Source organism: Rhodococcus sp. NPDC056960, from assembly GCF_042674125.1.
GTDB lineage: Bacteria > Actinomycetota > Actinomycetes > Mycobacteriales > Mycobacteriaceae > Rhodococcus_F.
Genome location: NZ_JBHURF010000057.1, coordinates 1 through 20,014, shown reverse-complemented (window position 1 = coordinate 20,014; position 20,014 = coordinate 1). Strand labels below are relative to the sequence as shown.

Genomic DNA, 20,014 nt, shown 5'->3' with positions numbered 1-20,014 from the left:
CGGAAGGTCGAGGATCTGCACCGTCTCGAAAGCCGGAACGCGGAGGCGCGAGCCACCCCGACGCGGTGCCCTACCGACACATCGACATCGAATTGGCCGGACCACCCTTGGACCGGGACGGCACCTATTTCAGGTGCCGGGCGAAGAAGCGGTTCCCAGCCTCCCCCTCGAACTGTGGGACGCCGGTGTGCCCGCCCATATTGGCGTGCAGCGTCTTCTCCTTGGAACCGAACGCGTCGAACAGGTCCAGCGCCAGCTGCCGGTCGTTTCCTGCATCGTCCCACTGCAACAACACCTGCAGCGGAATGGTGACCTGCCGGGCCTCCTCGAACATGATGCGGGGCACGAAACTCCCGGCGAACAGCAGGGCAGCCGAGATCCGGGGCTCGGCCACCGCCAGCCGGAGGCCGATGGCGATCACCCCTCCCGCATACCCGGCCGGGCCGCCGACCTCGGGCAACGCAAGCAGGGCGTCCAGGGTGGCCCGCCATTCCGGGACCGCCTTTTCGACCAGCGGGAGAACGAGCCGCTCGACGATCTCGTCGTCGACCGGCTCGCCGGCCTCCAGAGCCCGGTGCAGGTCGGCGCGGGCCTGTTCGGCGGCGGCGGACCGGGGCCGGTCACCGCTCCCGGGGAGCTCGATGGTGGCCGCGGCGAAGCCCTCCGCCGCGCACCCCCGGGCCCGGGCCACCAGGCGGGGGTACATCCTGTGCAGTCCGCCGGGATGGCCGAGCAGGATCAGCGGCGCCGGTCCGGATGGGGATGCGGATTCGGGCGTCCACAGGAAACCCGGGATCTCGCCGAGGGTGAATTCGCGTTCGAGGACGCCGTCGTCGAGGCGTTGTTCAGTAGTGAAGTGCATGGTCATGCCTTTCGGGAGTGCACTCAGGCGGCGCTCCCGGACGACCTATCGCCCGACCGTGACCCGCGAGGGGAGCACCCATGTCGATACTGCGTTCACGGGTACCACCTCCTCGTTCTCTCGCACGGTCCCTGGAAAAGTAGCAGTGGTCGCCGTGCTCCGCCAACAGGTTTTTGCCAACCCAGTACCCGGCCGGCGCCGAATCCGACCCGGACGAGGTGAACGCACACCGACACCTGGACCTCGCATACCGAGGCCGGTACATCGAGGCTCAGCTCGTCAGCCCCTCGTAGATACGGTGCAGTTTGATGGCCAGGCGCAGCTCACTTGCCCGGTCGGCGCTGCGCCAGTCGCCGAGGAGGGTGTGCAGCCGCTGCATCCGCTGTTTGACGGTACTGACGTGGACGTGAAGCTGCTGGGAGGCGGCGGTCGGGCCGCCTTCGGTCGACAGCAACGCTTCCAACGTCGACAACAGGTCTGTGTGATGCTGTGCGTCGTAGTCGATGACGGGTGCGAGCATGGATTCGATGAACGGACGTACGGATGTGTCTTTACTCAGGACCAGGCCGACGAATCCAAGGTCTTCCATGGTGCCCGACGTTCCGTCGCCGCCAATTCGCAGCAGTGCGTGACTGCAGGTCATGGCTTCTTCGAAATGCTGGCGGACGTGTGATGTCTCCCGAGAGGGTCCCGCGCCCGCAACCGACACCGGGACATGACAGTTGCGTTGCAACGCTTCGGCGAGATCCCGCGCACCTTGTCGTGGGTCGGTTCCGGGAAGCAGGACTACGACGGAGGGGCGCTCACCGTGGCGGACTCGATGGCATTGGCCCGCGAGCCCGCTCTTGGATCGCGCGTATTCGTTGGCGAGGTAGGCCAGGCGCCGTTCTTGCATGTCGGCCCGCACGATGTGGACGGTGTACGGCCGACGTAGGTCGAGTTTCATTTGCGCTGCGCGGTTCACCATGCGGGCCAGGGTGTCAGATCCGGTGACGAGATCATCGATGAAGTCGTCTCGGCGGAATCCGGCTGCACCGGCTTCCGCTTCGACGAGTAGCAGCAGCAGCGCCGCAGTTACTGCTACACGTTCGACGACCTGGATGTCTGATTGCGTCAGTTGCGATTCCGTACCGAAGTGCAGTACTCCATGCAGGCCTGTGGAGGTAACGATGGGGACAGCGGCGTGCTGGGAGGTTGTCTGAGTGACCCGTGTCTCGGCTGCGGTCCGCACCAGATCAGCGGTCTCTTCGTAGGCCGGGCAGTCGCCGGCGGCGGCCAGGAGACGACCGTCCACGTCCAACACCTCGAGCCGGCCCCCGATGATCTTGATGACCTCGTCGACGAGGTCATCGATCTTTCCTCCCGTAAGTGCGGCGCGTGCCACCGTGGTGTGGATCCGATCGGACTCCTCGTTCCGTTTGGTGAGGTCGGCGTTGTCGGAGAGCAGTGACAGCAGCGACTGTTCCTGTTCACGGCGCACAGTCGCTCGCGTCAGAGATATCGACGCGTGAATGGCCAGATTGCGGAGTAGCTCGACGTGGGAAAGGGTGTACCCGCGCTCATCTCGATTTGCCGCGATAAGTGCACCTCGGGTTCGAGAACCGACGGTCATCGGCACCCCCGCAGCCGTGACGACGCCCTCTTCTCGCATGACGCGATCCATCTGCTCATCGTGCGAGAAGTTCGGGTCGTCGAGGTAGCGAGTGACGACGAGCGGCATCCCGGTGTCGATGATCTTGCCTGCCATCGCGTGACCCATCGGTATTCGAAGGTTATGGAGTTCCGAGGACAGACCTCCGGAGGTGGCTCCCAGGCGCACGGACCGCCCCTGTTCGTCGAATATCCAGAGATAGACGACGTCCGCGTGCAGTAGACGACGCGCCTGCTCGGCGATCCGGGCTTGCAGTTCGTCCGGGTCTGCAACCATCGCCAGGTCGGCCACGATGTCGAGGAGATCGCGATAGGAATCGTGGCGAGCGCTTCGATCGGCCAGACGAACAAGATCTGCGTCCGAGCCGCCGGCCGACTCCTGTCCGGACGGCGCAGCACCGTGCAGGCCGGACGCATCGGTCATCTCGAACCTGCCGGCAGCGACGGATCGATACAGGGGCTGTCTACCGCGTCTTCGGCAAGAACCACGAGTCGTCCCCTCTCACCATCCTTGGTCCTCGGCTTTGCAGGTCGACTCCACTCTAAATCTGCCCCGGGATCTATGGGCAATCCTCCGCAGCCCCTTCCGGGAGCACGCTGTGTCCTCAATAGACACTGAGGCGGCGGATGAATCGAATCGCCAGGTTATCGACACGCCCCTGCCGCCTCCGACTCGACGACGCAAAGGGTGCACAGGCGATCGGTCACGGCGGCATCCGGAGCGGTCATATCTTCACTGAAAGACAGTCCTGCAGAGACATGTGATGCAGGACTCTCCGGGTTTACGCTGAGTGTGTTGCACACCACCCCAGACAGCAGCCTGTGGTGCCACCACCTCAGAACCAATACGGCGATGAAGTCGATCAAGGCTCAGCCTCGCTGACCCACCGTTCTTCGGCAGACGGCCAAGTCCGTCCCTGAAATCAGCGACCGGGCACGGATCACCGATTCCCCACGACTGACCGATACCCCATGACCACGATGACCACCACAGCGTCGTCCAGCTCCCTCGGAGAAACACATCGTGACCAATTCCAGCCCCTCGACCCGGGGCCACAATCCGATGATGACGTTGAGCGTTGTCGTCGCCTCGGTGTTCGCCTACAAGGGCCTCGAATCCGTCCTCTCTCCCGCGATCCCGATCGTTCAAGAGTCGCTCGGGGCAACAGAGGCCGAGATCGCATGGGTCCTCACTGCCGTATTACTCACCGGCGCGGTCGCCACCCCGCTGATCGGCCGACTTGCCGACATCCGCAACAAGAAGACCGTTCTTCTCTGGGTGCTGGGAATCGTCGCGGTCGGCGTCGCGATCTCCGGCTTGTCGGTGTCGGTACCGATGCTGACCGTTGGCCAGCTACTGCAAGGCATCGGCCTGGGCGTGGTCCCGCTGGCCTTCGGCATCATTCGTGACACCCAGACCGAAGAGCGGGTCAAGTCCGGCAACGGCGCAGTCATCGGATTCATCTACGCCGGTACCGGATTCGCCATCGTCGGTTCCGGTGTGCTGGTGACGCTCCTGCCCTGGCGGTGGCTGTTCTGCGTCCCGTTCGCCATCATCGTCGTCATCTTCCTGGCCTCGTGGAAACTGGTTCCTTCGTGCCCGCCCGTCAAACGCGGGTCGGTGGACTGGGCGGGGGCCGCTCTGCTCGGCTCGAGCATGGCAGTGCTCCTCATCGGCATCACCGAAGCCCCTGAATGGGGCTGGCTGTCAACCAAGTTCGGTGGAGCAGTGGCGACCAGCGCTGCGCTCCTGGCTGCGTTCACCTTCGTCGAACTGCGCTCACGTGAGCCTCTCGTCGATCTCCGCATCCTCGCCACACGCCCTCTGGCAGTGAGCTGCCTCATCTACCTCATGTGCGGATTCAGCGTCAACATGATGTTCCTGACCATCCCGATGCTGGCCCAGCAGTCGGCCGACACCGGCTTCGGCCTCGCGGCGTCGGCCTTCACCACCAGCCTCATTCTTCTACCGATCGGACTGGTCGGAGCAGCGGCAGCGCCCGTCACCGGTTGGCTGGACGCACATATCGGCAGCAGGGCAACATTACTGGTGGCCATCATCGCGAACGGCGCCGCCTTCACCATGCTTCTCGTTGCCAATGGCAGCTTCCTGCTGGTCATTCTCGGGTCGACTCTGGTTGGAGCGTCCGGTGGCGTCGCGTTGACCCAAGCGATGAACATCGTTGCTCTCACCTCGCCGGCCAGCCGGATCGGAGCTTTCAGTGGGCTGGCATTCGTGGTCAAGGCCGTCGGCGGCACTCTCGGCGTCCAGATCTCCGGGAGCGTCATGACGACCGGCTCACAGGGCGGAACGCCGTCGTGGTCCTCGTTCGTCATCGTTTTCGGTATCGGCATCGCCGTCACGGTAGGCGTCGCCGCTGCCTGCTTACTTCTGCCGCGGAGAACAACACATCTCCAGTTAGATGACGAGGCCGTCCGTGAGGACGAGCGGACGTCCGTCGACTGATCGATCACGACCGGTGCACCACTGTGTGCCCCAGCGCAGCTGACGCGCTGGGGCACACAGTGGCGTCTCTGGCTCCGATTTCACCAAAACTGTTCTGTACGTTGCACTTTCGAATTTATACAGTTAGGCTGATGATATGACCACAGCAGCCCAGCTTCACACGCAGCCGCCGGACTACCCCACCGGCGACGTAGAAATCACAGTCATCGACACCGACGTCCATGTCGAGCCGCGCTCGTTCGAGGAGCTCATCGACTACCTTCCTGCGGCATGGCGCAGTCGCAACGTCATCGACCGAGTGCCCTACAGCCGGGCCACCTACCGCACCCTCGACGGTGGCGGACGCAAGGACAGCGTGCCCGAGCACGGCGACATCGGCTCCGATCCGGACATGGTCGGACAGCAGTTGTTCGTCGACGACCCCATCGACTACGCCATCCTGTTGCCGTGGAGTTTTCGCGGCTTCACCGTCGACCCCGCGCTCGACACCGCACTGGCCGGCGCCGTCAATCAGTGGCTGTCCGAGACCTGGCTCTCGAAGTACAACGCCGAGAACCGTTATGTCGGTTCGATCTCGGTCTCCGTGGACGATCCCGCCGGAGCCGTCCGCGAGATCGAGAAGTGGGGTGAACACCCCGGCTTCCGGCAGGTCATGATCGGCCACTACGGACCGCGGCCCTTCGGTCACCCTATGTACGACCCGATTTGGGCCGCTGCGGCCAAGCACGATTTGCCGGTGTCGATGCACTTCCGCGGAGGGGCGACGCAGCCCCTCGGGTGGACATCCACCGGACCGCTGCAGTATTTCGTGGAGTACCACTCCCAGATCGCGCCGATGGCCTACGCCGCCCACATGGCCAGCTGGATCTGCAACGGAGTCCTCGACCGCCATCCGCAACTGCAGTTCCTGTTCGTCGAAGGCGGATTCCTGTGGTATCGGCCGATTATCGACCGCTTGGCACGCCACTGGGACAAGACCGGCGGGGAGCTCGCAGCCCGCAAATCGCCGTACGACTACGTGCGCGAGAACTTCCGATGGGCATCGCAGCCGATCGAGGAAGCCACCAACCCCAAGCACATCGCCGACCTGTTCGAGGAAGCCAACGCTCGTGAGCTGCTGATGTTCTCGAGTGACTACCCGCACTACGACTACGACCCGCCGAGCAAGGCGCTCCCGCGCGGCTTGGCCCCCGAGACCAAGAAAAGGATTCTGGCTGAAAATGCGCGCCAAGTGTACAACCTGCCCAAGTCCCGACCCGCAGATCGATTCGACCAGGCGGCGGTGAACCAGTGATCATCGACACCGCTGTTCATCCCGTTCTGCCGGCCGACGAGTTCAACGACACCATCGGCGGACCGTGGAACCTGCTCGCACTGCCTCCGCTGATCGGTGACCGCTACGCCGCTCCCTTCGATCAGCTGGCGATGCCGATCGAGAAGGCCTCGAACCCGGCGGCCATGGCCGACCAGATGTTCAATGCCACCGGCGTCGACTATGCCCTCCTGTCGCCGACCACCCGTGGGTACTGGCCCAACCCCCAGCAGGCGACCGCGGTAGCTCGTGCGGCAAACACGCTGCTGTACGAGAACTGGCTCACCGCACCGGAAGCCGGAGGACGGTTCCTCGGCTCGATCCGGTTGCCGCTCAACGACACCGAGGTCGCCCTGCGTGAGATCGACCGGTGGGCGGACGACGACCGATTCGTCCAGATCGTGGTCCCCGCGCGAGCGCTGGCCACCTACGGAGAGCAGCGATACTTCCCGATCTGGAAGGCGGCCGCCGAGCGCGGCCTCGTGGTCTTCATCCATGACGATCTCGGTACGCTGATCGAACCGCCGCCCTCGCAGGTGGGCTTCCCCAGCTTCTACGCCGAGACGCACGCCATCCGGCCGCTGTCGTCGATCGTGCACTTGACCAGCTTCATCATCGCCGGTGTCTTCGAACGACTCCCCGATCTGCGAGTCGTGTTCGGCGACGTCAGTGTGCATGCCGCCCGGTCGCTGATCGTGCGCACGGACAAGGACTGGCAGTCCGACCGCGTCGAGGTCCCCTGGGTCAGCAAGATGCCCACGCTGTATCTCGAAGAGCACGTCCGCTTTGTCACGCAGCCCGATGACGAAATCTCGCCGCACAGCCACCGTTCGGCCGGCACCATCGGCGCCGACAATTCCTCACTGGTGGTCTACGGCAGCCGCACCCCGTACTGGGACGACGTCAAAGCCGACGACGTATTCACGTCCTGGTCGGACGCGGACCGTAGCCGGTGCCTGTCGGACAACGCGGCGCAATTCTATCCCCGTCTGCAAGCACGGCTCGCCGCCGGCGTGAGCTGACCCTCCTCTGAACACAAGGACAACAACATGCGGTACGTAGTCGGCGCAGTCGCCGATCTTCCCCCGGGCTCATCGACGGTCGTCTACCCGGACAAAGTCAAGAGTGGAATCGGCGTGTTCAACGTCGACGGGGAGTTCTACGCATTGAAGAACACCTGCCCCCACATGGGAGGCCCACTGTGCAAGGGAACTGTCCGGGGTACCTCGACAGCCGAAGTGACGCCGAACAAGGCGCCTGAGGTCAAATGGGTCCGCGACGGTGAAATCATCTCGTGCCCGTGGCATCACTGGGAGTTCGAGATCAAGAGCGGACGAACGATCTTCGCTTCCAAACAGCGGGTACGCCCGTACCCCGTGTCCATCGAGCCGGCCGAGGTGATGGAGCGACTGAAAGCCGGTGTGGAAACGGTGCCGGTCGCGGTCGAAGACGCCTCGGTCGTTCTCGACATCTGAAGTGCGACGACGGCGCCGGACCTGCACCGTCCCGCGTCAGTCGCGGTGGTCGATGATGCGCTGCACCAACGCCAAGCCCCGCTGCAGGTCACGGCGCTCGTCCTCACTGAGTTCCTGAAGGATGACGATGCTCAACCAGTCCTCTCGCACGGCGAAGATCTCGTCGAGGGTCGCGACCCCCTCGGGGGTCAGCTCGAGCAGCACCTGCCGACGATCGGTCGGATGCGCTCTGCGGCGAACCAGACCTGCCTCTTCGAGCGCACGGACAGTGTTGGACATCGACTGGGGACGCACCCGTTCGGCGGCCGCCAGGTCATTGGTGCTCAGCGCACCTTCGCGCTGCAGATGCCCCAGCACGGTGAGCTGCGCCAATGGCGGGCCCGACTCCACCCGAATGCGTCGGGCGCCCCGCGACAAGGTTTCGCGCAGTTCAAACGCGAGCGCCGCAGCTGAATCGCGGGATTTGTCCATGGCCGATCACTCTAGCCGTCGAGAGAGCGACCGAGCCACCGCCACCCCCACTGCCCCCGCAGAGTCGAAAGGCGCCAGCGTACACGTTGGTGAGCCCGACCCATCATCGAAGGAGTGTTGATGTCTGACAACGACCACAATCTGGTCATCGGGCGCATCGATCTACTGGCCAAAGGTGTCCGCCGGCTCACGCTCACCCACCCCGATGGTGCGGAGCTGCCGGCCTGGACACCCGGTTCTCACATAGACCTCCATTTCTCCTTTGGCGGAATGGATTTCACCCGGCAGTATTCATTGTGTGGACATACCGACGACTCCCGTCATTGGCAAGTCGCGGTCCTGCATGTTCCCGACGGACGGGGAGGGTCTGCGTACATCCACGACAACCTCTGCGAGGGTGGCACGCTGCGAGTAGCCGGACCACGCAACAACTTTCCGCTCGCTCCCGCATCGAACTATCTGTTCGTCGCCGGTGGCATCGGCATCACCCCCATGCTGCCGATGATCGCCGAAGCCGAGGCCAAGGGAGCGGATTGGCGACTTATCTACTGCGGTCGCTCAGCTGACACGATGGCATTTCTCGACGACGTCAGCGGTTTCGGCGCCGACCGGGTCGTCATCCAGCCGAGTGACACACACGGAAGGGTCGATCTCGCCGACCTGATCGCACACGCTGACCCGGCAACCCACATCTACTGTTGCGGACCGGAGTCGATGCTGGACGCGATCGAGGGCGGTTGCGCGGACTGGCCCTCCACCCAGGTACACATGGAACGCTTCTCCAAGCGTGAGGACGACCTCCACCAATCGAGTAATCCCTTCGAGGTGGAATTCGCGCGGTCAGGCATTGCGGCCACTGTCCCCGCCGACCGATCCATCCTCGAGATCGCGGAAGAAGCCGGCATCGACGTCGAATCGTCGTGTCAGGAAGGTGTGTGCGGCTCGTGCGAGACGGCGGTACTTGCAGGAACCCCCGATCACCGCGACGAAGTGCTCACCGACGACGAGCGCGCCGCCTGTAAGACCATGATGATCTGCGTGTCCCGAGCGTGCTCGGGCCGACTCGTCCTCGACGTCTGATGATCACTCGACCTCGGGCAGAGCCCGCCGGCCGCTGCCGGCACGAACTGGTCAACCCCGAACCCCACACCCCGAACGACCGAGAAATGAGGAGAAGGCGATGACAACGATCGCATCCACAGGGAACGAATCGTCGACTACCGACCGGCCCCGTCATCAGCGGATTCTGCAGGAGAAGGGTCCGGCCGCCGGGCGCATCTCGGGCATCAACCACTTGGTGCTGTTCACCACCGACATGGACCAGGGAGTGCGCTTCTACCGGGATCTGCTCGGCTTCCGCGTTGTGCGGACCGTCCGGTTCGAGTCCTCTGCCAACGGCCTGCGCACCGCAGCGCACCATTCCACCGGCTCGGCCGTCGAGACCGAGGCCGAGCCGTCGTCGGTCGCGGTCACCATGAACCTGCGCCAGGTCTTCTTCGAAATGGGGAACGGCGAGCTCTTCTCCCTGTACGAGACACCCGAGGTCAGCCGGCGACCCGACGCTCCGGTCAGCTCCGTACTGTGGCCGGCCGCCGGGAAAGAGCGCTGCAGCCAGCCCACTGAACCGCAGAAGATGGACCATCTCTCCTTCGACGTGCCCACCCACGACGACGTGGAATGGTTCAGAGAGCATCTCCTCGCCAACGGGGTCCCGGTCTCCGAATTGACCGAACGTCGCGGGGTCGACAACACGCACCGCTTCATCACGTCGATCTATTTCTTCGATCCCAGCGGAAACCCCCTGGAAATTGCTTCGTTCCACGCCTCGGACAAGGCATGGCGCTCCTACGACTTCTCCGACTGGTTCATGGACGAAGCGCCGGTCGCCTCCCTGCTCGAAGACGGAGCCGACGACGACGCCATCCTCACCCCTCGATGGGTTACCTTGGCGGACCGGTGAGCGGAGCGGTGGTGAACTACGACGAAGTCGACGATTGGAGCGGCCAGCTCTGGTACGAGGACGTCACCGGGGTCGCCGTCGACACCCACGACCGGGTGTACCTCCTGCAACGGGGGCCCGTCGCGGTCACAGTGCTCGACCGCGACGGCGCAGTGGTGGGTCGTTGGCGTAACGAGTGGTTCTCCGACCGACCGCATCTGATCTCGATCGGTCGCGACGACCTGGTCCGCATCGCCGACGACGGTGGCCACAGAGTCTTCACGTTCGACCTCGATGGACGGCTACTCGGCTCCATCGGCGACGGCGCCCCCTCGCGTACAGGGTTCGACCAGAGCACCCATCCCCGGCTCGAGGACGCACTCAGCCATATGGGCGGAGGTCTCCCGTTCAATCGGCCCACCAAGTTGGTGTCTTCGCCCTCGGGTGACCTCTACGTCAGCGACGGATACCGCAACTGCCGTGTCCACCGCTTCACCGCGGACGGACAGCTCCTCACCTCCTGGGGCGGCCCTGGACCCGAACCCGGTCATTTCGTCATCCCCCACAGCCTCACGGTGGACAACGATGGCCGAATCTTGGTGTGTGACCGCGAGAACGACCGCATTCAGGTGTTCACCGGCAACGGCGAACTGCTCGACGTGTGGGACAACGTGCAACGACCGACCGATGTCGCCGTCGATCGGCGAGGGTTCCTCTACGTCACCGAGCTACCCCGCGGCCCGCTGGACCTCGCGTCCTGGCGGCTCGGTCGAGCGGACGCTACGCGGCCCGGACGAGTATCGGTCTGGTCTCCGCAGGGAACGCTCGTGGGACGAATCGAACCACCCGAGTGCGAGTTCTCCGCCCCCCATGCGATCGCGGTCGACTCCAGCGGAGCCTTCTACGTCGCCGAAGTACCCGAGTCGTTCGCAACCAGTACCGGACGGGCACAACGTACCCACCGATGCCTGCGGAAGTTCCAGCCGCGCCACACACCGAGCCAGCAGACCTCGCCGTCGCCAACCAACCCGACCGGTGCCGACGTACGACCCTACGGGTTCCTGCCTCACGCGGTGGGCGCACAGCCAAGGAGAGAGATATGAAGACTGAGATCGTCGGAACCGGCGACTCGATCCTGACCCGCAATCTGACCGCGGTCCAGCATCCGGGATTCACCGAACTGGTCAACCTCATCCGAGGTGCCGATGTCTCGTTCACCAACCTCGAGAACGTCTTCCCCGGCCCCCGCCGTAGCCCCGCGACCACCTATCACGGCACCCACCTCGGGGTCCGCCAGGACCTGCTCGACGAGTTCACCTGGATGGGTTTCGACGTCTACGGGATGGCCAACAACCATGCGACCGACTACGGCACCGCGGGCCTGGTCGACTCGATGGATGAGCTGCACCGTCGCAACATGCCGTTCGCCGGAGTCGGCCACACCCTGCGAGAAGCCCGGCGCCCGGTCTACTTCCAAACCGGTTCGGCGCGCGTGGCTCTCATCGCAGCCGGTTCGAGCAATGCGCGCCTCGCCGCGGCAGCCGATCCCGGCGAGGCCGACGACGGTCGCCCCGGACTCGCACCGATCCGACTCCAGCGCACCCACCACGTCGAACAGGGAAGGTTCGACGCACTGCGGCAACTGCTGTTCGAGACCGGTGTCAACGTCACCCCCTCGGGCACCACTGCACCGGGGGTGTTTCTGCCCTATCCCGATCGCAACATGTGGGACGGGCCGCCCGCGGGCGGATTTGCCCTCGAGGGAATTCATTTCGCACCCGCAGAGACATCGCGCATCGATTTCTCGGTGTTGCAGAGAGACGCCGACGCGTTGGTGGCAGCTGTCGACGAGGCACAGCGACAGGCCGACCTGGTGCTCGTGGCACTGCATTGTCATGAAGGAGCCGGCGGCACGTGGAACACCGATACTCCCGCGGACTTCCTTCGGCCACTGGCCCACTCGCTCATCGATGCCGGCGCGCACGCGATCTTGGGAAGTGGCCCGCACATGTTGCGCGGGATCGAGCTCTACCGCGGCAAGCCGATCTGCTACTCACTGGGAAATTTCATTTTCACACTGGAGACGCTCGATGCGCTGCCGATCGAGGTCTACGAACAGGCCGGCCTCCCCAAGGACTCCACCGTCGCCGACTTCTACGACCGCATCACCGGTTATGCGACCAGAAAGGAGTTCTGGGAGACGATCGTCCCCCGCTTCCAGTTCGAAGACGGCGAACTGGTCGCGTCGGAGCTCGTACCCGTGACGCTGGGCTTCGGCCAATCACGTGGTCAGCGAGGATGCCCGGTCATCGCCTCGGAGAACGACGGCCGCGACATCCTGGAGCGCCTGACCACGCTGTCGAGCGATCTGGGCACATCCATCGAGATCACCTCGTCCGACAATGGTGTTGTGGGCCGCCTCGAGCTCTGACATCGGGCCGACAAAGTCTCACATTCCGAACCTCACACGGGTATCGCCACGGGGGATTCAATTCTCACGCTGCGACTCTTCCGAATCGACCTGGCCGAGTTGGACAGTCGTCGACGGCTCGGGCGGGTCCGATACCGGTTCGGGGAGCACTGACCACCCGCAGCGCCTTCTCGGCCGCACTCACCTTCACGAATCACGGAAGACAGGACCATGACTGCAGCATCTGCTCTCCTCACGTCGGTTCCCACCACACTGTGGATCGGCAACAAGCAGTTCCCCGCATCAACCGATGCCACCTTCGAGGTGCACAACCCGGCAACGGGCGAGGTCCTCGCGAGCGTCGCCGATGCCACCGCGGCAGACGGGGCCGCCGCGCTCGACGTCGCAGTCGCGTCGCAGGAAGGGTGGGCCGCGTCGCCCGCACGGGTGCGATCGGAGATCCTGCGTCGCGCGTGGGAGATCGTGATCGAACGCCGGGACGAATTCGCGTTGCTGATGACCCTCGAGATGGGAAAGCCCCTCGCCGAGAGCCAGGGTGAGGTCAACTACGGCTCCGAGTTCCTCCGCTGGTTCTCCGAGGAAGCGGTCCGCATCAACGGCCGCTACACCGAATCCCCATCCGGAACCGGGCGCATCCTGGTCACCAAGGAACCTGTCGGCCCCACCCTGGCGATCACTCCGTGGAACTTCCCTCTTGCGATGGGGACTCGAAAGATCGCACCCGCGTTCGCCGCCGGCTGCACCGTCATCGTCAAACCGGCGGCCGAGACACCCCTGACGATGCTGCTGCTCGCCGAGGTGTTCCGAGACGCCGGACTGCCGGACGGTGTGCTGTCGGTGCTTCCGACCACGCACTCTGCAGACCTGACCACCCCCTTGCTCGCCGATACGCGTCTGCGCAAACTCACCTTCACCGGATCGACAGGTGTCGGAAAATCCCTGCTCAAACTTGCGGCGGACGGCGTGCTGCGCACATCGATGGAGCTCGGCGGTAACGCCCCCTTCGTCGTCTTCGACGACGCGGACATCGACGCCGCAGTCGACGGGGCAATAACGGCGAAGATGCGCAACACCGGCGAAGCCTGCACCGCCGCCAACCGCATCTATGTCGACAACACGGTTCGCGCCGAATTCAGCGAGAAGCTCACCGCAAGGATGGCGGCACTGACCATCGGCCCCGGCGACGCCGAGGGCACCCAGGTCGGGCCGCTGGTCAGCGAGAAACAACGCCGCTCCGTCGCCGCACTGGTCATCGACGCCGTCGACAAGGGCGCCGGCATCGCGACCGGTGGCGACAGCACCGGAGAGGTCGGCTACTTCTACCAGCCGACCGTTCTGACCGGGGTCACCGCCGACGCGCGCATCCTCGCCGAAGAGGTGTTCGGTCCGGTCGCCGCGATCGTCGGCTTCGACGGCGAAGACGAGGGCATCGCCGCCGCCAACGACACCGGATACGGCCTCGCCGCCTACCTCTACACCCAGAGCCTTGACCGCGCCCTCCGGGCGTCGAAGGCGATCGAATCCGGCATGGTCGGCGTCAACCGCGGCATCATCTCCGACGTCGCCGCGCCGTTCGGTGGCGTCAAGGAATCCGGCCTCGGCCGCGAAAGCGGCAGCGAAGGCATCGAAGAATATCTCGAAACCAAATACATCGCCCTGCCCTGACCATCGACGACGAAGGACAAACCGTTGGCAAGTCAGACTCCCACACTCGTGTCCGACCGGACGGCGCTGCTGCTCATGGACTTCCAGAAGCCGCTACTGGCGGCCCTGCCCGAGCCGGACCGCATCCTCGGCGGCGCCCGACGCGCTCAGCGTGCCGCCCGCGCAGCAGGTATCCGAGAGATACACGTCCGCGTCGCCTTCACACCCGAGGACTACGCGGCGGTGCCCTCCCACAACAAGGCCTTCGCATCGGTGGCCGAAAACCGCGCCCTGGCGGCCGCCGATCCGGACAACGACGTTCACCCCCTGCTCCGCTCGGATGCCGACACACCAACGATCACCAAAATTCGCGTCGGCGCCTTCAGCACCACCTCGCTCGACTCGCTCCTGCGGGAACAGGGCATCGATACCTTGATCCTCGCCGGCATCTTCACCAGCGGCGTGGTTCTGTCCACCGTGCGTGACGCCGCCGACCGCGACTATCGCCTGCTGGTTCTGAGCGATGTCTGTGACGACCCCGACCCCACGCTCCACCACACCCTGATGGCGTCGGTCCTACCGACGCAGGCCGACATCCTCGACGTCGCCGCCTTCGAAATCGCCGCCCGCACAGCCTGAGCCCGCCCGGTGCACGCGGCGGAGACAACGGCACAAGGAGACCATGACCACCCCACTCACCCAGTCTGCATCCCGGGTCCGTGCTCCTCTCCTGTGGCAGGTGCAGGTCGCTGCGGGACTCGGAGGGTTCCTCGCCGGCGTCAACACCTCCGCCATCAACGTTGCGCTGCCCAGCATCAGCCGGCACTTCGACGCGTCAGCCTCCGGCGCATCCTGGACGCTGCTGTCGTACATGCTCGTCACCACAGTGCTCGTATTCGTCTTCGGCCGGGTCGCCGACATGATCGACCGCCGCCGCCTGTACCAGGCCTGCATCGCCGTGCTGACCGCGGCAAGCCTGCTGTGCGCCCTGGCGTCGAGCATCGAGTGGCTGATCGTGTTCCGATGCATGCAGGCCGTCGGCGCCGCCGCGCTGCTGTGCAACATCACTGCGTTGATCACCGACGCCTTTCCCGTCAACCGCCTGGCTACTGCCCTCGGCATCAACACCACCATCGCCGCCCTCGCCCAAGTCGTCGGCCCGGCGCTTGGCGGCGCTCTGACCTCTGGCTTCGGCTGGCGCGCAGTGTTCTGGTTCAACGTCCCCGTCGGTCTCATCGCCCTGACGTGGGCCGGACTACGCCTTCCCCCCGACCCCGCGCACTCCGAAACGGAGCCTTTCGACTACCTGGGTGCCGTGCTGTCCGTTCTCGCCCTCGGCGGCCTCATCCTGGCCCTCTCCGAAGGCGGAGCCCTGGGATGGACCAGTTTCCCTGTCCTCGCTGGACTCGTGCCGTTCGTCATTTTCACACCGCTGTTCCTTATCGTCCAGGCCCGCCGGCGGCATCCGCTGCTGGATCTGGACCTCTTCGCCGGCCGGACCCTCTCCATGGCCTACCTCGCGCTCTTCTTCATGACGATGGCGTACTTTGCTGTCGTCCTGCTGATGTCGCTGTATCTTCAGGCCGCCGCCGACATGCCGCCCTACCAGGCCGGCCTCCAGGTCCTCTCTGTCGCTGTGGCCATGGCCGCAACGGCTCCCGTAGCCGGCAGGCTTCTCAATCACTGCAGTGCGCGAGCACTTTCGAGCGCCGGGCTGGTTGTGACGGCCGCTGGGCTGTTCGCACTCTCCGCGCTCATCGAACCCTCGATGAACAGTGTCGCCCTCGCCGCATGCCTGATGGCTGTCGGTGCCGGCGTGGGCCTGTTCACGACACCCAACACCAAATCGATCATGGGATCGGTCTCGACGCACCGACGGGGCATCGCCAACGGCGTGCGCCAGACCGCCCAGAACGCCGGCTACGCACTCAGCACCGCGCTGGCCCTGGCCGTTGTGACCAGCGGACTGCCCGGCCCCACCAAGCAGGCGGCCTACGCCGGTTCCATTTCCGGCCTCACACCACCGACCATGGACGCTCTCACCACCGGCTACAAGTGGGCCTTGCTCACCCTCGCGAGCACCTGCCTCTTGGCTCTCCTTGCCTCCCTCAGCCGAGGCCCCGACGCCGCACAATGACGCTCGGCGTACCTTAGCCGTTGACGCCCGCGCGAGCCTCTCTGGTCGGACTCATGCAGGGCTTTGCGACCGATATGGCGCCGCAAAGCATCCGGGCAAGTGCATTGGGTCCGAACACAGTACGCAGAAACGACCGTCAGATCTCGCTGGCGGGATGCTCAGAATTCCTGGAAGGTAAGGTCCCCTCGAGTGAGCACGATATTCGACTGCACCGACATTCAGAGCCGGCCCGCCGGCATCCGCGCCGCGGTCGACGCGGCAAAAGCTGGGCGCCTGGTGGTGCTGCCCACCGACACGGTGTACGGGATCGGCTGCAACGCTTTCGACGCCAACGCAGTGAGATCGCTGTTGGCCGCGAAGAACCGCGGTCCCGATATGCCGGTGCCGGTGCAGGTGGATTCGTGGGACGGAGTCGACGAACTCGTGTCGTCCGTGCCCGAGACGGCCCGCAAGCTGATGGAGGCGTTCTGGCCCGGCGCTCTGAGCGTGGTGTTGAAACAGGCCCCGGCTCTCGCGTGGAATCTCGGGAACACGGGTGACACGGTGCTGCTACGGATGCCGCAGCACCCGGTGGCGATCGAACTGCTTCGTCAGACCGGGCCGATGGCGGTGTCCAGCGCCAACGTATCCGGACAGCCGCCGGCCACCACTGCCGACGAGGCACGGGCACAACTCGGCGAGTCGGTGTCGGTGTATCTCGACGGTGGGCCGGCCACCGCCGGAGTCGCCTCCACGATCGTCGACCTCACCGGGACCATTCCCCGCATCCTGCGCGAGGGGCCCATCACCGCAGCCGTTGTCGCCGACGTCCTCGACATCGACCCCGCCCTACTGATCGGCCCTCGATGACCCGTAGGCGGGCGGAGCCTGCCGTCGATGCGAAACCACGAAATGTAGATCATCAGGCGCATCGCACCTCGCATTTCCGACAGCTGCCACGACTACCCGCCATGAGGTGACTTATCGCGTTCACTCAGTGGACATCGGATATCGGGACGTCCGACCGGCGAGCATTGTGCGCGGTTCCCTTGCGTACCGGAAGCCATCGAATTCTAATGGCATCAAGCGGCCGAAAGGGCGTCCACTGAGTGGATGATCCATGGGGAATCCCTCTCGCGAGGTACTGCGGCAGGGAGACGCTACACATGGTCCGGGCGGGTTCGACACCCCGAGGCGGAGAACTACTGTCGGCACGACAACATTCGAGGAAACGATCACGATGAGTACTGCAGAGGTCACCAACCGCACGGGTGTGCCGGACGATTTCGTCAGCGGACTGGAAGGCGTGGTCGCGTTCACCAGCGACATCGCCGAACCCGACAAGGACGGCGGCGCCCTGCGCTACCGCGGCGTCGACATCGAAGAACTCGTCTCCCAGCACGTCACCTTCGGCAACGTCTGGGCCCTGCTCGTCGACGGCCGCTTCGGCCCCGGACTCCCCCCGGCCGAACCGTTCCCCCTCCCCGTACACACCGGCGACGTCCGCGTCGACGTCCAAGCCGGCCTCGCCATGCTCGCCCCCATCTGGGGATACCAACCCCTCCTCGACATCGACGACACCACCGCCCGCGAACAACTCGCCCGCGCCTCCGTCATGGCCCTGTCCTACGTCGCCCAATCCGCCCGCGGCATCTACCAACCCGCCGTCCCCCAAACACGCATCGACGAAGCCAAAACCGTCACCGAACGATTCATGGTCCGCTGGAAAGGCGACCCCGACCCCGCCCACGTCGCAGCCATCGACGCCTACTGGGTCTCCGCCGCCGAACACGGCATGAACGCCTCCACCTTCACCGCCCGCGTCATCGCCTCCACCGGCGCCGACGTCGCCGCCTCCCTCTCCGGCGCCATCGGCGCCATGTCCGGCCCCCTGCACGGCGGCGCCCCCGCCCGCGTCCTGCCGATGATCGAGGACACCGAAAAATCCGGCGACGCCCGCACCCTGGTCAAGGGCATCCTCGACCGCAAGGAAAAGCTGATGGGCTTCGGGCACCGCGTCTACCGCGCCGAAGACCCCCGCGCCCGGGTGCTCCGCGCCACCGCCAAACGCCTGAACGCCCCCCGCTACGAGGCGGCCGCCGCCCTCGAACAGGCCGCCCTCGCCGAACTACGCGAACGCCGCCCCGACCGGGCCATCGAAACCAACGTCGAATTCTGGGCCGCGGTCATCCTCGACTTCGCCGAGGTCCCCGCCCACATGATGCCCGCCATGTTCACCTGCGGCCGCACCGCAGGCTGGTGCGCCCACATCCTCGAACAAAAACGCCTCGGCAAACTCGTCCGCCCCGCCGCCATCTACACCGGACCCGCACCCCGCACCCCCGAGTCCGTCGAGGGCTGGGACCAGATCGCCCACACCAGTTAGTACTTCGCGCCTGCGGCAGAAGAGGCGGTAGCGCACATCGGCCCGGTCGCGGAGCACGGGCCGTGGCGTGCCGGTTCACGACGCTGCCTGTCCATGCAAATCTGGCCGATAGCGTTGCAAATCTGACCGATGGCGTTCCGACCGATGTGGGTTCAACATGTTCGTCGTCGGGCTGCTGATTTCGACAGCTGCACAAACGTTTCGCCCGATCCCGCCGTAGTTGCGAGAAGTGCGCCCGAACTCGAGGGGAGCTGAGTCGAGGGCGTCTTACGCCCTGAGAGCTGCCGCGCGGGCGGAGGTGATGACGGTGGCGGCGCACTGCTCCGGCTCTGGAACCTCTAACGTGGGATGCACAATCCGGCGTGTCTACCCTTCCGATCCCTGCATCCTTGTTCAACGGGGATTTTCCAGCGATTCAGGACCCTATTGGTTGCGTCACCCACCCAGTGGGCTTGCAGTTGGCGAAAATCCGCAAGTACGTCTACGTCAGTACGTAGGCCGGGGACTGGAAGATCGAGTGCTGCAAGGCCGGCCTCGGCGTGCGCGCTCGCCGAGTTCGGTCCGAAACGGTGCAGCACCGCCTCGGTCGATGCTGCTGTCACGCATGTCGTGCCCGTGCCGGCATCGTCGGCCAGGAAGGCCCGCACGTGTTCGCGTGCAGCGCCGAACAGCACGTCGAATGCCTCAGTGGTCGCATACGGTAGGTCCGGGAGAACGACAGCCACCGGCCCGGAATGGCGCACCCACCGCAGTCTTTCGATACCGCGATCCACCGCGTCAGGGAGCCCGGTTTCGTCGTCCGCCACGATCTCGCAGCGCCCCCGAACCCACGACCGGATGACGGCGTCGCTCGAGACCACCACAATCCGCTCCACCGCTGTGCTGCGTTCGAGCGCGGTGACCGTGTCGAGGAAGAACGCCAACACCAGTTGCGACCGCATCGTCTCGGATATCCGAAGCCGGCTCTTGGCCGTCGCCAACGATCTGATCGGCACCACCACCGCATAGCCGCCGAACCCGGACGTGCTCATATCGTCAGCGGGACGTGAAGACGGGTATGGGTGGTGGTGCGTTCGCGGGCGGGTCGGCCGATGCCCTCGGCGATGGCCCGCAACTCGGCGACGGTCTTCTCCGATCCGTGCTCGGATCCCGCCATCCGGGAGATGGTCTCCTCCATCAACGTGCCCCCGAGATCATTCGCCCCGCCCCGCAACATCACCTGGGTGCCCGTCACCCCCAACTTCACCCAACTGGTCTGAAT

General features: G+C 65.1%; 18 protein-coding genes. 13 read left to right on the top strand and 5 right to left on the bottom strand.

The window, feature by feature from the left end; genetic code table 11:
• Positions 1-124: 124 nt before the first annotated feature.
• Both ACFTWF_RS43715 and ACFTWF_RS43710 read right to left on the bottom strand, forming a co-directional pair.
• Positions 125-862 carry an alpha/beta hydrolase gene (locus ACFTWF_RS43715; protein WP_378467292.1) on the bottom strand — a complete coding sequence of 246 codons (738 nt, stop codon included), beginning with the start codon at positions 860-862 and terminating at the stop codon, positions 125-127.
• A 271-nt stretch (positions 863-1,133) separates the two neighbouring features.
• A complete protein-coding gene (locus ACFTWF_RS43710; RefSeq protein WP_378467291.1) occupies positions 1,134-2,936 on the bottom strand; it encodes a helix-turn-helix domain-containing protein in 1,803 nt (600 codons plus the stop codon).
• 600 nt (positions 2,937-3,536) lie between these two features.
• Between ACFTWF_RS43710 and ACFTWF_RS43705 the strand changes: the two genes are divergently transcribed.
• The 4 genes from ACFTWF_RS43705 to ACFTWF_RS43690 all read left to right on the top strand — a co-directional run bounded on the left by ACFTWF_RS43705 (position 3,537) and on the right by ACFTWF_RS43690 (position 7,766).
• The gene (locus tag ACFTWF_RS43705) at positions 3,537-4,979 is read left to right on the top strand and encodes an MFS transporter (protein WP_378467290.1); all 1,443 of its coding nucleotides are present in this window, start codon (positions 3,537-3,539) and stop codon (positions 4,977-4,979) included.
• A gap of 136 nt (positions 4,980-5,115) precedes the next feature.
• The gene (locus tag ACFTWF_RS43700; RefSeq protein WP_378467289.1) at positions 5,116-6,273 is read left to right on the top strand and encodes an amidohydrolase family protein; all 1,158 of its coding nucleotides are present in this window, start codon (positions 5,116-5,118) and stop codon (positions 6,271-6,273) included.
• Positions 6,270-7,313, top strand: a complete 1,044-nt coding sequence (locus ACFTWF_RS43695; RefSeq protein ID WP_378467288.1) for an amidohydrolase family protein — start codon at positions 6,270-6,272, stop codon at positions 7,311-7,313. Before ACFTWF_RS43700 ends, ACFTWF_RS43695 begins: the two co-directional genes overlap by 4 nt.
• Positions 7,314-7,340: 27 nt before the next feature.
• Positions 7,341-7,766, top strand: coding sequence for a Rieske (2Fe-2S) protein (locus tag ACFTWF_RS43690; protein ID WP_378467287.1), 426 nt, complete (start codon positions 7,341-7,343; stop codon positions 7,764-7,766).
• Positions 7,767-7,802: 36 nt separating this feature from the next.
• On the opposite strand, the gene ACFTWF_RS43685 is transcribed toward ACFTWF_RS43690, so the two are convergent.
• Positions 7,803-8,237: a MarR family winged helix-turn-helix transcriptional regulator gene (locus ACFTWF_RS43685; RefSeq protein WP_378467286.1), complete on the bottom strand. Its 435-nt coding sequence runs from the start codon at positions 8,235-8,237 to the stop codon at positions 7,803-7,805.
• Between the two features lie 120 nt (positions 8,238-8,357).
• On the opposite strand from ACFTWF_RS43685, the gene ACFTWF_RS43680 reads away from it, so the two are divergent.
• From ACFTWF_RS43680 to ACFTWF_RS43640, 9 genes are all read left to right on the top strand, one after another.
• Positions 8,358-9,317 carry a PDR/VanB family oxidoreductase gene (locus ACFTWF_RS43680; RefSeq protein WP_378467285.1) on the top strand — a complete coding sequence of 320 codons (960 nt, stop codon included), beginning with the start codon at positions 8,358-8,360 and terminating at the stop codon, positions 9,315-9,317.
• Positions 9,318-9,417: 100 nt separating this feature from the next.
• Positions 9,418-10,197, top strand: coding sequence for a VOC family protein (locus tag ACFTWF_RS43675; protein WP_378467284.1), 780 nt, complete (start codon positions 9,418-9,420; stop codon positions 10,195-10,197).
• Between the two features lie 11 nt (positions 10,198-10,208).
• The gene (locus ACFTWF_RS43670) at positions 10,209-11,279 is read left to right on the top strand and encodes a hypothetical protein (RefSeq protein WP_378467283.1); all 1,071 of its coding nucleotides are present in this window, start codon (positions 10,209-10,211) and stop codon (positions 11,277-11,279) included.
• The gene (locus tag ACFTWF_RS43665) at positions 11,276-12,607 is read left to right on the top strand and encodes a CapA family protein (RefSeq protein ID WP_378467282.1); all 1,332 of its coding nucleotides are present in this window, start codon (positions 11,276-11,278) and stop codon (positions 12,605-12,607) included. Before ACFTWF_RS43670 ends, ACFTWF_RS43665 begins: the two co-directional genes overlap by 4 nt.
• Before the next feature lie 210 nt (positions 12,608-12,817).
• Positions 12,818-14,272: an NAD-dependent succinate-semialdehyde dehydrogenase gene (locus ACFTWF_RS43660; protein WP_378467281.1), complete on the top strand. Its 1,455-nt coding sequence runs from the start codon at positions 12,818-12,820 to the stop codon at positions 14,270-14,272.
• 24 nt (positions 14,273-14,296) lie between these two features.
• Entirely contained in the window at positions 14,297-14,890 is a 594-nt protein-coding gene (locus tag ACFTWF_RS43655; protein ID WP_378467280.1) for a cysteine hydrolase family protein, read from the top strand.
• 43 nt (positions 14,891-14,933) lie between these two features.
• Positions 14,934-16,388 carry a DHA2 family efflux MFS transporter permease subunit gene (locus ACFTWF_RS43650; protein WP_378467279.1) on the top strand — a complete coding sequence of 485 codons (1,455 nt, stop codon included), beginning with the start codon at positions 14,934-14,936 and terminating at the stop codon, positions 16,386-16,388.
• A gap of 189 nt (positions 16,389-16,577) precedes the next feature.
• On the top strand, positions 16,578-17,237 hold the full coding sequence (locus ACFTWF_RS43645) for an L-threonylcarbamoyladenylate synthase (protein WP_378467278.1): 660 nt from the start codon (positions 16,578-16,580) through the stop codon (positions 17,235-17,237).
• A 370-nt stretch (positions 17,238-17,607) separates the two neighbouring features.
• Positions 17,608-18,753 carry a citrate synthase 2 gene (locus ACFTWF_RS43640; protein WP_378467277.1) on the top strand — a complete coding sequence of 382 codons (1,146 nt, stop codon included), beginning with the start codon at positions 17,608-17,610 and terminating at the stop codon, positions 18,751-18,753.
• 338 nt (positions 18,754-19,091) lie between these two features.
• Here the strand turns inward: ACFTWF_RS43640 and cofC are convergent, their stop codons facing one another.
• Entirely contained in the window at positions 19,092-19,784 is a 693-nt protein-coding gene (gene cofC, locus ACFTWF_RS43635) for a 2-phospho-L-lactate guanylyltransferase (RefSeq protein WP_378467276.1), read from the bottom strand.
• Positions 19,781-20,014, bottom strand: a 234-nt coding sequence (locus ACFTWF_RS43630; protein ID WP_378467275.1) for a hypothetical protein, incomplete at its 5' end; no start/stop codon positions are given. The genes cofC and ACFTWF_RS43630, both read right to left, overlap by 4 nt.

What these genes read in the sequence shown, in the direction of transcription:
- ACFTWF_RS43715 (WP_378467292.1), bottom strand. Translation starts at nt 862, where the DNA reads ATGCACTTCACTACTGAACAACGCCTCGACGACGGCGTCCTCGAACGC.
- ACFTWF_RS43710 (WP_378467291.1), bottom strand. Translation starts at nt 2,936, where the DNA reads ATGACCGATGCGTCCGGCCTGCACGGTGCTGCGCCGTCCGGACAGGAG.
- ACFTWF_RS43700 (WP_378467289.1), top strand. Translation starts at nt 5,116, where the DNA reads ATGACCACAGCAGCCCAGCTTCACACGCAGCCGCCGGACTACCCCACC.
- ACFTWF_RS43690 (WP_378467287.1), top strand. Translation starts at nt 7,341, where the DNA reads ATGCGGTACGTAGTCGGCGCAGTCGCCGATCTTCCCCCGGGCTCATCG.
- ACFTWF_RS43685 (WP_378467286.1), bottom strand. Translation starts at nt 8,237, where the DNA reads ATGGACAAATCCCGCGATTCAGCTGCGGCGCTCGCGTTTGAACTGCGC.
- ACFTWF_RS43680 (WP_378467285.1), top strand. Translation starts at nt 8,358, where the DNA reads ATGTCTGACAACGACCACAATCTGGTCATCGGGCGCATCGATCTACTG.
- ACFTWF_RS43675 (WP_378467284.1), top strand. Translation starts at nt 9,418, where the DNA reads ATGACAACGATCGCATCCACAGGGAACGAATCGTCGACTACCGACCGG.
- ACFTWF_RS43665 (WP_378467282.1), top strand. Translation starts at nt 11,276, where the DNA reads ATGAAGACTGAGATCGTCGGAACCGGCGACTCGATCCTGACCCGCAAT.
- ACFTWF_RS43660 (WP_378467281.1), top strand. Translation starts at nt 12,818, where the DNA reads ATGACTGCAGCATCTGCTCTCCTCACGTCGGTTCCCACCACACTGTGG.
- ACFTWF_RS43650 (WP_378467279.1), top strand. Translation starts at nt 14,934, where the DNA reads ATGACCACCCCACTCACCCAGTCTGCATCCCGGGTCCGTGCTCCTCTC.
- ACFTWF_RS43640 (WP_378467277.1), top strand. Translation starts at nt 17,608, where the DNA reads ATGAGTACTGCAGAGGTCACCAACCGCACGGGTGTGCCGGACGATTTC.
- cofC (WP_378467276.1), bottom strand. Translation starts at nt 19,784, where the DNA reads ATGAGCACGTCCGGGTTCGGCGGCTATGCGGTGGTGGTGCCGATCAGA.